The following is a 12,781-nucleotide window of genomic DNA, read 5'->3' as shown; positions in this document are numbered from 1 at the left end:
CCTGCCCGACTCCGGAAGGAGCCGCATCATGCGTGCCCACCTGGCCCGCGTCGACGCGGTGCTCGTCCAGGCGCTCATCGCCGCCGCGCTGTCCTTCGCCCACCTCCATGACGTCGCCGTGGCCGCCGGACAGGACGGATGGAAGGCGTGGGCCTACCCCGTCTCCGTCGACCTGCTGCTGGTCGCCGCCTGGCGTCGACTGCGCTCCGGGCACGGCAAAGCGGCGGCCTGGTGCTGGTTCGTCATCGCACTCGCCGCCTCCCTCGGTGCCAACGTCGCCACCGCCGGCCTCCTCGACCTCGGCAACGTCCCGGCCTGGCTGCGCATCCTCGTCGCGGGCTGGCCCGCAATCGCCTTCCTCGGCGGGACCCTCCTCGCTCACACCGCGCCCAAGACGGACTCCGAAGCCGAGGTCATCGAGGACCAGGAGGACGAGCCCGAAACCGCGTCCGAGCCACCTGCCCAACCGGCCATCGAGGCACCACCGCAACCCTCGCCCGTACCCGTCCCGTCCGCCCTGGTCGACCATGCCCGCAAGGTCGCCGCCGAGCACCACGCCCGTACCGGCGTCCCGATCGACACCCCCACACACCTTCCTGGCTCCCGCCATCGAGTCCGGCACGCGCTCCGGCGTGAGCGTGCTCACATGCCTAGACGAGTAGATAAGGAGACGCCCGCTGTGTTCCTGCCCAAGTACCCGGACAGCCCCACCCCGCCGCCCGCCCACACCCACGCACCCACCGACCCGGCTCCCGCCCGACGCGGCCTCCCGTCGCTTTCCGTGGATCAGAAGACGGTCGCGACGGTGCTCGTGGCCGGCGTGGTCCTCACCGCGCTCCTGGCCGCCGTCGCCGTCACGGCCATATCCGTGGCCGTCGCCGCTGTCGTCGTGCGCTCCCTGCTCCGCGACCAGTACCGGCGCTGACAAGCCGAACCGCACCCGGGGCGGCCACGACACGGCCAAGCATCCGGCCGCCCCGGGCCATCACCCCTGACCGATCCAGTCAGAAGGAGACTGCCATCTTCACCCGCACCACCCCGCCCCCGCTCCCGGAACTCGCAAGGCTGGCCGAAGACGGCACCCTGCCCGGTACCCTCCGGCAGCTCTCCGGGCTCGGCGGCTGCACCAACCCGATCCGCCTCGACGGCCACCGCACCGAGTACGACATCGACACCACCACCGGCGAGATCGGCCGCGTGCTCCACCACCTCGACTCGACCGCCCTCCCGGCCGGCCAACTCCTCGTCCGCTGCAACAACCGCCGCACCACCCGCTGCCCGGCCTGCGCCGAGGTCTACCGCCGCGACACCTTCCACCTCATCACCGCCGGACTGCGCGGCGGCAAGGGCACCCCGGAACACGTCGCCGCCCACCCCCGCGTCTTCGCCACCTTCACCGCCCCCGGCTTCGGCCCGGTCCACAACCGCCGCACCGACGGCCGCCCCTGCCGCTGCGGCACCGACCACGACCAGGACGATGACGTTCTTGGTACCCCGCTCGACCCGGACACCTACGACTACGAAGCGGCCGTCCTGTGGAACGCCCATGCCGGGCAGCTCTGGCGGCGCTTCTCCGTCTACCTGCGCCGAGAGGTCGCCAAGCGGGCGGGCCTGTCCCAGCGCCGGTTCCGCGAGCACGCGCGCGTGTCCTTCGCCAAGGTCGCCGAGTACCAAAAGCGCGGAGCCGTCCACTTCCACGCGGTCATCCGCCTCGACGGCCCCAGCGGCGGAGACACCCCGCCCCCGGCCTGGGCAACGGCCGAACTCCTCACCGACGCCGTCGAGGCCGCCGCCGCCAAGGTCCGCGTCGACGGCCCGGTCATCGACGGCCGCGCCCACACCTTCACCTTCGGCCGCCAACTCGACGTCCGCACCATCCGCTCCGCCGACTTCAACGACGGCCAGGAGCTGACCGAGCGGGCCGTAGCGGCGTACATCGCCAAGTACGCCACCAAGGGAGCCGAGACCGCGACGGGTGCCCTCGACCGCCCGCTGAAGTTCGCCGCCGAACTCGCCCAGCTCGACATCAGCGACCACGCGCGCCGCCTCATCCGAACGGCTTGGACGCTCGGCGCGCGGAAGGACCTGGAACACCTCCGCTTGCGGGCCTGGGCCCACATGCTCGGCTTCCGCGGCCACTTCTCCACCAAGTCCCGCCGCTACTCCACGACCCTCGGCGCCCTCCGCGACGCCCGCGCCGAATGGCGCCGAGCACAAGCCGCAGCAGCCAACGGCCCGGAGACCGAGACGACGTACGTCCTCGCCCACTGGGTCTTCGCCGGCACCGGCCTGTCCGACGCCGAAGCCTGGCTTGCCGCATCCCTCGAACCATCCCCCGGAACGGAAGGAGAGCCGACCCGTGCGTGACGACGAGCTGTTGACGGTGCCGGACGTGATGGAGCGGCTGAAGGTCGGCCGTTCCACGGTCTACGACCTCATCCGCTCCCGGCGTCTTCCCTCGATCACCATCGGCCGCTGCCGTCGCATCCCGGCACGGGCCGTCCGCGAGTACATCACCAACGAACTGGAGGCGGCCGCCTGATGGCCCAGCAGCGCAAGCGCAACCCGAACGGCGCCGGCACCATCACGAAGCGCAAGGACGGCCGCTTCCAATGTGCGGTCTACGTGCTCCAGCCGGACGGCACCCGTGCCCGCAAGTTCGCCTACGGCAAGACCTGGGCCGAGTGCGACGCCAAGCGCCGCGAACTGCTCGACAAGGTCGACCAGGGCGTGCCCGTGCCGACCCGTTCGGCCAAGCTCTCCGAGTGGCTGCCGTACTGGCTGGACAACGTCATCAAGCCCCGGCGGAAGCTGAGCACGTACGACAAGTACGAGGCGCACGTCCGGCTCTACCTGGTGCCGCTCCTCGGAGCGAAGCGGCTCGAATCGCTGGGCGTCGCCGACGTGCGCTGCTTCCTCGTCCGCCTGGAGAACGAGGCGACCGCAGCCACGGCCAAGGAGGCTCACCGCGTACTGCGGTCGGCGTTGTCCTCGGCTTGCCGAGAGGAACTGATCACCCGCAACGTCGCGAAGCTCGTCGAGCCGCCCCGGATCAAGGAGCGGGCGCTGAGCCCCTGGACTCTGGACGAAACCCTCGACTTCCTCGCCGCTGCTCGCAAAGACCCGCTCTACGCGGCCTTCGTGCTGGCCATCGCCATGGGGCTCCGCCGGGGAGAGATCGTGGGCCTTCGCTGGTCGGACCTCGACCTCGAAAACCGGGTCCTGTACGTCCGCCAGCAGACTCAGCGGCGCCGTGGCGTCCTGTACGACGATGACCCCAAGAGCCGTCGTCGCCGAGCCGTCCCGCTCCCTGCCCTCTGCATCGCGCCTCTGCGCTGGCATCGCATGCGGCAGGCAGCTGCTCGCGCGAAGGCGGGGGAGCGGTGGCAGGACTCGGCCTACGTCTTCACCACCCGGACCGGTCGCCCGGTCGAGCCGCGCAATCTCTACCGCTCTTTCACCCGCGTCGCCCAGTCCGCCGGCCTTCGCGTCATCCGGCTACACGACGCCCGTCACGGCACGGCCACCCTCCTCACGGCGGCCGGAGTCGCGCCCCGCGTCGTGATGGAGATCCTCGGCCACTCCCAGATCAGCATCACCATGGACGTCTACACGCACGTCGTGCAGGACACCCAGCGCGAGGCCATGAGCCACATGGACCGTCTGCTGCGGAGGCGCCCCGGTCGTCAGTGACCGCCCCCGTTGATGTCAAAAGTGGATGTCAAAGGCCACCTACCAAGATCGGTAGGTGGCCTTTTCCCTGGTGCCCCCGGCAGGATTCGAACCTGCGACACCCGCTTTAGGAGTGGGATCGAATCCTTGCCGGGGGATGCCTGGCGCTGCCGCGCGGTGCTGTTTCCCCTGGTCAGAGCCGCGCGGCGAGCCACTTGATCCGGATCATGACGCGCTGTATCGGGCAGTCCGCTCACGCATCGCTCACGCGCCCGAGGTACCTCGGTGTCGTGCCGACGCATCTCCGGGCCGATCGGCGAGAGCACGTCGAGGGCTCCGTATAGCTGAACCATGGGATGCTGGCTGCTCCCTTTGGCAAAGTGATCGTCACTGCTAGACGATTCTCGTGAGGAACCCTGTGAGCACGCTCGGTAGCTTCATCTGGTCGATCGCTGACCAGCTTCGGGGCCCCTATCGCCCCAACCAGTACGGGACTGTGATTCTTCCGTTCACGATCTTGAGACGGCTCGACTGCGTGCTTGAGCCGGACCGTGCGGTGGTACGGGAGCTGGCTGCGAGGTACGAGAACCCGAACCGGCTCAAGGTCGAGGTTAAGAAGGCCACGGGACGGACGTTCTACAACACCTCCAACTACGAGTTCGCGAACCTGCTGGCCGATGCGGACGGGCTGGCGGACAACCTCGCTGACTACATCGACCGGTTCTCCGCCGACGTGGACGTGTTCGAGTACTTCGACTTCAAGAAGGAGATCTTGGCCCTGGAGAAGGCCGGGCTCCTGCGCGAGATCGTCAAGTCCTTCGGCGCTGTCGATCTCCACCCCGATGTGGTGTCGAACTCCGACATGGGCGACGCCTTCGAGTACATCATCCGCAAGTTCAACGAGGCCGCGAACGAGACCTCCGGAGACCACTACACGCCGCGCGACGCGATCCGGCTGCTGGTCGACCTGCTCTTCGCGGAGAAGGACGTCGAACTCTCCGAGGGCAGCATCATCAGGTCGCTGTACGACCCCACCGCCGGTACCGGCGGCATGCTCTCCCTGGCAGAGGAGCACCTGCTCGCCCAAAACTCCGAGGCGAAGCTGAGCCTGTACGGCCAGGAGTACAACCCGCAGTCGTACGCCATCTGCAAGTCCGACCTGCTCGCCAAGGGACACGACACGACCAACATCGCTTTCGGCAACACGCTCACCGACGACGCCTTCAAGGGCCGCCAGTTCGACTATTGCATGTCCAACCCGCCCTACGGGGTGGACTAGAAGCAGTATGCCAAGGCGGTCAAGGCGGAGCGCGACTCCGCCGGCCCCTACGGCCGATTCGCGCCGGGACTCCCCGCGACCTCGGACGGCCAGATGCTCTTCCTGCTCCACTTGGCCCACAAGATGCGCGCACCCGAGGACGGCGGCGGCCGCGTCGGCATCATCATGAACGGCTCGCCGCTCTTCAACGGCGCCGCCGAATCCGGTCCCTCCAACATCCGCAAGTGGTTGCTGGAGAATGACCTGGTCGAGGCGATCGTCGCGCTGCCGACCAACATGTTCTTCAACACCGGCATCGCCACCTACATCTGGATCCTCGACAACACCAAGCACCCCGACCGCCAGGGCAGGGTCCAGCTCATCGACGGCACGTCGTTCTGGACCAAGATGCGTAAGAACCTCGGGTCCAAGGGACGCGAGATAAGCGACGATGACCGCGCCGAGGTCGTGCGGCTGTACGCCGACTTCGAGGACGCCGACCCTGACTTCTCCAAGGTGCTGCGCAACGACGAGTTCGGCTACTGGACCATCAGCGTCGAGCGTCCCATGCTCGATGAGGACGGGAACCCTGTCGTCGACCGCAAGGGCAACCCGAAGCCCGACTCGAAAAAGCGTGACACCGAAATTGTGCCCTTTACCTACGGCGGCTCAACCGCCGGCGCCGCAGGGGAGCGCGAAGTCATCCAGTCGTACTTCGAGGCTGAGGTGAAGCCGCACGTTCCTGACGCCTGGATCGACTGGGCCAAGACAAAGACCGGCTACGAGATCCCCTTCACCCGCCAGTTCTACAAGTATGTACCCCCTCGCCCGCTAGCCGAGATCGACGCCGACCTGGAGAAGCAGGTCGCCAAAATTCTCGATCTCCTCCGGGAGGTGGAGCAGTGATCACCACGCCGCCGTCCGACTGGCGTGAGACAACGGTGCGGCGAGTGTTGCGGCTGCTGAACCGACCTGCTCGGTCGGGGATGGGTGTTGTCACCGCCTATCGGGATGGCACAGTCACTCTGCGCTCGAACCGCCGTGAGGACGGCTACACCTTCTCTGACACCGAGAACGGCTATCAGGAGATCCGCCCCGGCGACCTGGTTTTCCACGCCCTCGACGGTTTTGCTGGCGCCGTCGGAGTCTCGGACAGCCATGGCAACGGTTCACCCGTCTACCACGTCTGTGAGCCTGTGGCGGGCGACGATCCCGCTTACCTTGCCCGCCTGCTACGGCACCTTGGCACCTCCGGCTTCCTCGCTACCCAGGCGCCGAACGTGCGCGAGCGTAGCGTTGACTTCCGCAACTGGAGTACCTTCGCTCGCATTCCTCTAGTACTGCCCCCGGCCGACGAGCAGCGAGCCATCGCTGACTACCTCGACCGCGAGACGGCCCGCATCGACACGCTCATTGAGGAGCAGCAGCGGCTGATCGAGTTGCTCCACGAGCGTCGCCACTCGCTTATCAACGGAGTCTTCGAAGCCCAGCCGGTCAACACCCGACTGCGGAACGCATGCGCAGACGTCGTCGACTGCCCACATACGACGCCGGAGGTTGCGGAAGACGGCGCATACGAGGCAGTCCGAACTGCCTCGGTCAGGAATGGAAAGTTCCGGCCGGGAAACGGACTGCCTGTCAGTGCGGAGACATGGGAGGCCCGAAACGCTGGAGGCGCACCGTCCATAGGCGACGTGTTGTTCACGCGTGAGGCGCCCGCCGGTGAGGCATGCATGGTTCCTAATGAGCAGATCTGCCTCGGCCAGCGCATGGTCCTGCTTCGGATCGACGTCGCAGTTTGTGTAGGGAAGTTTCTGATGTGGCAGATCTACTCGGACCGCGTGCAGGACCACTTCCTGCTCTCGGCAAATGGCTCTACGGTGGCAAATGTTCGACTGCCGATCTTGCGCACAACGCCGATCTGGCTGCCGAGTCTCGCGGAGCAGCGCCAGATCGTTGCGTATCTCGACGAGCAGACGACCAAGATCGACGAACTCATTGCGGAGGCTGAGCGGTTCATCGAGCTCTCGCGGGAGCGCCGGTCGGCGTTGATCACGGCGGCAGTGACAGGGCAGATCGACGTGCCAGAGGTGGCGTGATGTCCGACCACAACGAGGTGGTCTTCGAGGCGGAGATCTGCGAGTACCTGCGTGATCACGGCTGGCTGTACTCGAAGAACGACCGTGACGATGGTGAGTACGACCGGGAGCGGGCGCTGTTCCCGGCAGACCTGTTCGCGTGGCTTGAGGAGACGCAGAGGCCGGCGTACGAGAAGGCATTGAAGGCGGCGGGGTCGCAGGCGAAGTTCCTCGACGTGCTGACCGCGGCGCTCGACCGGCCGCTGGAACATGGCGGTGGAACGCTGAACATCCTGCGTAACGGGGTGCAGTACATCGGCGGTGGCCGGATGAAGATGGCGCAGTTCCGTCCCGAGACGTCGCTCAACGAGACCACCATGGCGCACTATGAGGCGATGCGGGTGCGGGTGGTGCGGCAGGTGCACTTCTCGACCGCCGATCAGCGCAGTATCGATCTCGTGTTCTTCGTCAATGGGCTCCCGGTGGCCACGGTGGAGCTGAAGACCGACTTCACCCAGTCGCTGGACGAGGCGGTCAACCAATACAAGCAGGACCGCAATCCGTTGACGAACGGCCGACCGGAGCCGTTGCTGTCGTTCGGTCACCGGGCGCTGGTGCACTTCGCGGCCTCGAATGACCTGGCGGCGATGACCACGAGGCTGGAGGGGGAGAAGACCCACTTCTTGCCGTTCAACATGGGCTTCGACAGCGGTGCCGGCAACCCGCCCGGCGCGGACGGGCGGTCGTCGACGGCGTACCTGTGGGAACGCGTCTGGGAGAAAGACGCCTGGCTGAACATCATCGGGCGACTGATGATCGTGCAGACCAAGGAGGAGTGGGACGTCACCACCGGCACGTCGGTGCGACGTACGAGCATGCTCTTCCCACGGTTCCACCAGTGGGAGGCCGTCACGAACATCGTTGACGCAGTGAAGGTGGAGGGTGTCGGGCAGCGGTACCTGATTGAGCACTCGGCCGGGTCGGGAAAGACGAACACCATCGCCTGGACAGCCCACCGGCTGGCGCGACTGCATGTCGATGATCGGAAGGTCTTCGACTCGGTCATCGTGGTCGTGGACCGCACCGTGCTCGACTCCCAGCTGCAGGATGCGATCCGGCAGATCGACGGCACGGGCAAGATCGTCGCGACTATCAGCCCCGAGGACGTCCGCAAGGCTGGCGCGAAGTCGAAGTCGGGTCTGCTGGCGCAGGCGTTGAAGAACGGTGAGCTCATCATCGCGGTGACGGTGCAAACCTTCCCACATGCGCTGAACGAGATTCGGACCGACGCTGGCCTGAAGGGCAAGCGGTTCGCCGTCATCGCCGATGAGGCGCATTCCTCCCAGTCGGGTCAAATCTCCTCGAAGCTGAAGCAGGTGCTGACTGCCGAGGAGGTCAAGGAGATCGAGGAGGGCGGACAGGTCGATGTGGAGTCGGTGCTGGCATCGGAGATGACCGAGCGGGCCGAGTCGGAGAACATCTCCTACTTCGCCTTCACCGCGACGCCGAAGAACAAGACGCTCGAGCTGTTCGGCCGCAAGGGGCCCGACGGCAAGCCGCGCGAGTTCCACCTGTACTCGATGAAGCAGGCGATCGAGGAGGGCTACATCCTCGACGTGCTCAGGGGCTATCAGTCCTACGGCACCGCCTTGAAGATCGCCGGCAGGGCCGAAAGCGGTAACGGGGATGAGGTCGAGGAGGCCGCCGCCCGCAAGGGTCTGATGCGGTGGGTGCAGCTCCACCCGACGAACATCAGCCAGAAAGTGCAGATCATTGTCGAGCACTTCCACGCCAACGTTGCCTACCTCCTCGAAGGCAAGGCGAAGGCGATGGTGGTGACCGACTCGCGCAAGTCCGCAGTGAAGTACAAGCTGGCCATCGACGCCTACATCGCCAGGCGCCGCACCGAGGACGCTTCGTACAACTACCGTACCCTGGTCGCCTTCTCCGCCGGGGTAACGATGACCGAGGACGAGACCTGGCACAGCGACTGGGGCGCGCAGCCGTCGAAGGATGACGAGTTCACCGAGGCCAACATGAACCCCGGCGCCGGGGCTGATCTGGCAGCCGCATTCAAGGGCGAGACGTACAAGATCATGCTGGTCGCCAACAAGTTCCAAACGGGCTTCGACCAGCCCTTACTCTCGGCGATGTACATCGACAAGAAGCTGTCAGGGGTCACCGCGGTGCAGACGCTCTCGCGGCTCAACCGCACACATCGCACCGCTGGTGGGGAGCAGAAGCGCAAGACGTTCGTCATCGACTTCGCCAACAAGCCCGAGGACATCAAGGCAGCCTTCGAGCCGTACTTCAAGAACGCGACCCTGGAGACCGAGACCGATCCGTACGTCGTCGTCCACCTGGCTAACAAGCTGGCCCAGGCCGGAATCTACACCGAGGACGACGTTCGCAAGGTCGCCGAGCTGTGGGTGACCCGGAAGGGCAACAACGCGCTCTCGGCAGCGATCAGCCCGGCGCAGCACGACTTCCGGCGCCGCTACGCGCGGGCGATCGAGGAGGAGGACAAGGTCACGCTCCAGGCGCTCGACCTGTTCCGCAAGGATGTCTCCACCTACGTACGTCTCTATGACTTCATGTCCCAGATCGTCGACTACGGCGACCCCTACATGGAGATGCTCTCGATCTTCCTGCGCCTGCTGGAGAAGGTCATCGCCGAGTCCGCTTGGGCGGCCGACGTGGACCTCTCCGACGTGGTGCTGGTCGGGGTCAAGCACAACAAGGCAATCCCGGTCAACATCTCGCTCGTGGGCGACGGGCAGCTGAAGGGCATCAACGCAGCCGGCACGGGAATGAAGAAGGATCCGAAGTACGTCGCGCTCCAGGTCGTCATAGACAAGATGAACGACCTCTTCGGCGCCGAGTCGTTCGCCGAGTCCCAGGTCAGGGAGTTCGTGCAGGGACTCGTCCAGCGGTTGCTCGCCGACCCGAACCTGATAAGGCAGACCAAGGTGAACTCCAAGAAGCAGTTCGTGGAGTCACCAGACTTTCAAGCAGCCGTTACGGAGGCGGTCGCAGACAACCAGGACGCCCATAACACGATGGCTGACTACTTCTTCACCGACGGGCCGGCCATCAACTCGATCATCGTCGCCCTTGCGGATGCCTTCTACGAAGCAGCGATCGATCAGCAGGTGGATTCATAGATACGGCAGCACGCACGTCGCACGCCAGCAAGCGGGCCTCGGGTCAAGGCCCGCCCACCTACTGCCAGACTCCGACCTCAGCGTTTGCGCCAGTCTTTGTGGGGTTCGATGAGGGTGCTGCCTCCTGCCCACTTCATCCTGCAGACCGGGCAGATCACGTACCACTCGTCGCCTGGTGCACTTTCGTCCATGTACCCGTCCTGTCCTGTCCCAGGGCAGTCTTCGGTGATTTCTTCTTGACGCATTGCTTCCCCTCAGTGCCTGGTTGACCAGGCTGCGCCTTCGGCGGCGACAGCGGCAGAGCGGATGCAGGCTAGCGCAGCCCACTGACACGAGCAGGACACTCGACAATCGTTGATGGCGATACTCCGACGTCCAGAGCACGATGGTCTCCGCAAGTAGTCAAAGATCGCCGTAGGTCGCGATGATCACCCAGCTCGACAGCCGGGCACTTTGCAGGACTCCAGTTGGCGGGCGGACGGGTTGTGAGCTCGCCAGACGGCTTCCAGATCCAACGTGTCGCGCGCGGTGCGCATGCGGGTGAAGGCGTTGTCGGAAAAGCGCTTCAGGCGTTGGGAGCTGAAGACGAACTCGTGGCTGCACGCGGGATCAGCGTCGATGCCCAGGTGCCGCCGCAACGCGAGGCACTTCGGCTGGGTCAAGTCAAGGGCCTCGGCGAGCTCGGCCGCTGAGCGGTGGTACTTGGCCTGGAGATCCACCTCTCGGATCGCGGCCGGCGGCACGGATTCATCAGCTGCATAACGCACAGGCGGAGCCGCCTGGTTCTTGACGAAGCGCACCTTGATCAGCAGTCCCTCACCGTCCGTAGCAGTGGCCAGCTCCTCCAAGCGAGGGAAGACTTCCGAGCGCGTCGCTCCCCCGCGTATGCCGGTCTGGACGCGATCGACGTCCTTACTCGAGACGCGGGTCTCTGGCCCGGTGTGGGCCTCCATCGCCAACAAGGTTCGAATCCTGGCTCGCGCCTCGTGCGTCGCGCGTCGGCCCGGCTTGAGTAGGGCCGCGATCTGTGTGTATTCCTCGTCCAGGAGGAGCCCAAGGTCACGGGGCGGGTCAACCGACACCGGCAGTACGCGGTCGGGCAGGTGGTCAGCGAGCGACTCCTTGAATACGCCCCTGAGCAGGTCGTCGAAGAGTGTCACGGCAGCTCGGGCATGCACGTACAGCAGCTGCTCGGAAACCTGGTTGAACCAGTGCTGCTCGTCATCACGCATGGCGTCGATGGCTCTGAGCGTTCCTGCGTCAGGCTCGCTGAGCTTGATGTCCGGGTGTTCGGCAGCCTTGCGTACGCAGGTCTCAAATCCGAGTGACCGGCCCAGGGCCGGGTCGAAGACGCTAATGCCCTTCTGGACGAGCGCGGCTTTCAGCAGCATCTCGAAGGAGTGCTGAAGGTGCAGAAGTACCTTCGTTTCTCGCCCTCGGTTGTGCGGCGAGTTGAATGCCTCGGCCGCCGCAACCATCGAAGAAACGGCCTTCTCCTTGAGGACACGAGCCTCTTGCCTCAGTCTCACTCGCAGCCCTCACGTTCCAGACGCACCAGATAATCGGTGTCCAGGGTAGAGGTTTCCTGTCATTACGGGCTGGTAGATGCTACGACGAGCGCCGGCCCCGCTCGGACGCCCCCGTCTGTGCGCCCAACACTTTCAACGAGGCCCCGCTGGACGTACTCCGAGACTTCCAGGTCTGCACGGTGGAGTTGCCCGGCGCCGTGGCGCGCAGCGCCGCCCCGAACTCCTGCAGCATGCGCGTGACCCGGGCGTGGTGGGTGGCGGCTTCAGCGGGGACCTTCATCGCGGTAGCCGTGGCGGCATCGGGGGCGCCCTGGGCGAGCTGGGCGTGGGCGAGGCAGGTCGTGGTGATGGCCCGAGAGGGGATCATGTGGGGCCGGAGGGCGGCCAGGCAGTGTCAGTTCTGCCATGCGCGTGGCTGGTCGGTCGGGGATGTGGGCAAGCATCCGGCAGCCGGCCGCGCAAGGTCTTTAACCCCTGGAACACGGCGCGCAACAAATAATCACGGCCTTGCTCCGAGTCGCGCAGGCCACGCTGCCGCCGTGCTGATCCCTACTTCCACCCATCCAGCGATACCTGAGGGCCACCGGTGAGATAGCGGTGGAGGGCGCTCGCGGTGGTGTCCACGAACTCCTCCGGGATGGCATCGGCATCGACCCAGCAGACCTGAGCGTGCTTGCTAGGTTCGCGGTTCTCCGGTTCGCCGGTCCAGTCGTGCGCGGCGAAGACCACCGTGAGGAAGCCGTTGGGAGCTTCGACGCCCCAAGCGCCATGGATGACGTGGGCGACCTTCAGGGCCTCCGGCTTCACGGTCAGGCCGGTCTCCTCGTACAGCTCGCGTACGGCGGTGTCGGTAATCGGTTCACCGGGTTCGCTCTTGCCGACCGGGAGGTCCCACATGCCCTGGGCGAACTTGGCGTTCTGGCTGCGCTGGAGGAGGACGACGCGGTTGGTGGCCTTGTCGTGGACGATGACGGCGGCGACCAGCAGGGTCATGGATTCGAGGGCGGGCGGGAGGGCGTTGGGCTGGTCGTCGGTTGTCCGCTGAGCCACGGTTGGGTGTCCCTTCGTCGGCCGGTTGGT

General features: G+C 65.9%; 7 protein-coding genes and 3 pseudogenes. 7 read left to right on the top strand and 3 right to left on the bottom strand.

Annotation, left to right across the window (positions count from 1 at the left end; translation table 11 throughout):
- Positions 1 to 28: 28 nt before the first annotated feature.
- The 7 genes and pseudogenes from ABZ624_RS06595 to ABZ624_RS06565 all read left to right on the top strand — a co-directional run.
- Positions 29 to 589: pseudogene (locus ABZ624_RS06595) on the top strand (DUF2637 domain-containing protein); the annotation flags it as partial.
- A 476-nt stretch (positions 590 to 1,065) separates the two neighbouring features.
- Positions 1,066 to 2,367: a replication initiator gene (locus ABZ624_RS06590; RefSeq protein WP_360084047.1), complete on the top strand. Its 1,302-nt coding sequence runs from the start codon at positions 1,066 to 1,068 to the stop codon at positions 2,365 to 2,367.
- Positions 2,360 to 2,542 (top strand): helix-turn-helix domain-containing protein, encoded by a 183-nt coding sequence (locus ABZ624_RS06585; protein ID WP_030642747.1) that lies wholly within the window; start codon positions 2,360 to 2,362, stop codon positions 2,540 to 2,542. Before ABZ624_RS06590 ends, ABZ624_RS06585 begins: the two co-directional genes overlap by 8 nt.
- Entirely contained in the window at positions 2,542 to 3,693 is a 1,152-nt protein-coding gene (locus tag ABZ624_RS06580; protein WP_360083303.1) for a site-specific integrase, read from the top strand. The genes ABZ624_RS06585 and ABZ624_RS06580 overlap by 1 nt, the downstream gene beginning before the upstream one ends.
- Before the next feature lie 397 nt (positions 3,694 to 4,090).
- Positions 4,091 to 5,836, top strand: a pseudogene (locus ABZ624_RS06575) (class I SAM-dependent DNA methyltransferase).
- Positions 5,833 to 7,029: a restriction endonuclease subunit S gene (locus tag ABZ624_RS06570; protein WP_360083301.1), complete on the top strand. Its 1,197-nt coding sequence runs from the start codon at positions 5,833 to 5,835 to the stop codon at positions 7,027 to 7,029. The pseudogene ABZ624_RS06575 and the gene ABZ624_RS06570 overlap by 4 nt, the downstream one beginning before the upstream one ends.
- Positions 7,029 to 10,172, top strand: coding sequence for a type I restriction endonuclease (locus tag ABZ624_RS06565; RefSeq protein ID WP_360084045.1), 3,144 nt, complete (start codon positions 7,029 to 7,031; stop codon positions 10,170 to 10,172). The genes ABZ624_RS06570 and ABZ624_RS06565 overlap by 1 nt, the downstream gene beginning before the upstream one ends.
- A 428-nt stretch (positions 10,173 to 10,600) precedes the next feature.
- On the opposite strand, the gene ABZ624_RS06560 is transcribed toward ABZ624_RS06565, so the two are convergent.
- From ABZ624_RS06560 to ABZ624_RS06550, 3 genes and pseudogenes are all read right to left on the bottom strand, one after another.
- A complete protein-coding gene (locus ABZ624_RS06560; protein WP_360083299.1) occupies positions 10,601 to 11,701 on the bottom strand; it encodes a DUF3644 domain-containing protein in 1,101 nt (366 codons plus the stop codon).
- A gap of 79 nt (positions 11,702 to 11,780) precedes the next feature.
- Positions 11,781 to 12,092 (bottom strand): annotated as a pseudogene (locus ABZ624_RS06555) (hypothetical protein); the annotation flags it as partial.
- Positions 12,093 to 12,250: 158 nt separating this feature from the next.
- Positions 12,251 to 12,751 (bottom strand): NUDIX domain-containing protein, encoded by a 501-nt coding sequence (locus ABZ624_RS06550; RefSeq protein ID WP_360083297.1) that lies wholly within the window; start codon positions 12,749 to 12,751, stop codon positions 12,251 to 12,253.
- Positions 12,752 to 12,781: the final 30 nt, after the last annotated feature.

It is taken from the genome of Streptomyces sp. NPDC007205 (genome assembly GCF_040634095.1).
In the GTDB taxonomy this organism is placed as follows: Bacteria; Actinomycetota; Actinomycetes; order Streptomycetales; family Streptomycetaceae; genus Streptomyces.
The sequence above is the reverse complement of the archived record's forward strand: the minus strand, read 5'-3'. Positions and strand labels throughout refer to the sequence as shown.